Origin of the sequence: Isoptericola variabilis, assembly GCF_050311655.1 — a bacterium.
GTDB classification, from domain to species: domain Bacteria; phylum Actinomycetota; class Actinomycetes; order Actinomycetales; family Cellulomonadaceae; genus Isoptericola; species Isoptericola variabilis.
The window spans coordinates 1-608 of sequence record NZ_JBNOZM010000016.1; the positions used below are offsets into that span (position 1 = coordinate 1).

The 608-nt window shown below is 68.1% G+C and carries 1 protein-coding gene; it reads right to left on the reverse strand.

The features are described from left to right. Positions 1–2: 2 nt before the first annotated feature. A partial coding sequence (locus tag ACQP60_RS20875; RefSeq protein ID WP_429736568.1) for a superoxide dismutase occupies positions 3–608 on the reverse strand: 606 nt, incomplete at its 5' end.

Below are 608 nucleotides of genomic sequence, written 5' to 3' on the forward strand. Positions count from 1 at the left end.
CGTCAGGCGGGGACGATGAGTCCGGCGGTCTGGGTGCGGGCGCGCTGCAGGCGGGCGGCGACGTCCTGCCAGTTCGCGATGTTCCACACGGCCTTGACGTAGTCGGCCTTGACGTTGAGGTAGTCGAGGTAGAAGGCGTGCTCCCACATGTCCAGCATGAACAGCGGGGTGATGCCGACGGGGACGTTGGCCTGCTGGTCGAAGAGCTGGAAGATGGCCAGGCGCTGGCCGAGGGAGTCCCAGCCGAGCACGGCCCAGCCGGAGCCCTGGATGCCGGTGGCGACGGCGGCGAACTGGGCCTGGAACTTGTCGAAGGAGCCGAAGGTGTCCTTGATGGCCTCGGCGAGCTCGCCCTCGGGCTGGCCGCCGCCCTCGGGGGAGAGGTTGTTCCAGAACACGGTGTGGTTGGTGTGGCCGCCGAGGTTGAACGCGAGGTTCTTCTCGTGCAGGTTCACCGCGGCGTTGTCGCCGGACTCGCGGGCCTCGGCGAGCTTCTCCAGCGCGGTGTTGGCGCCGGTGACGTAGGCCGCGTGGTGCTTGTCGTGGTGCAGCTCCATGATCTTGCCGCTGATGTGCGGCTCCAGGGCGCTGTAGTCGTAGGGCAGGTC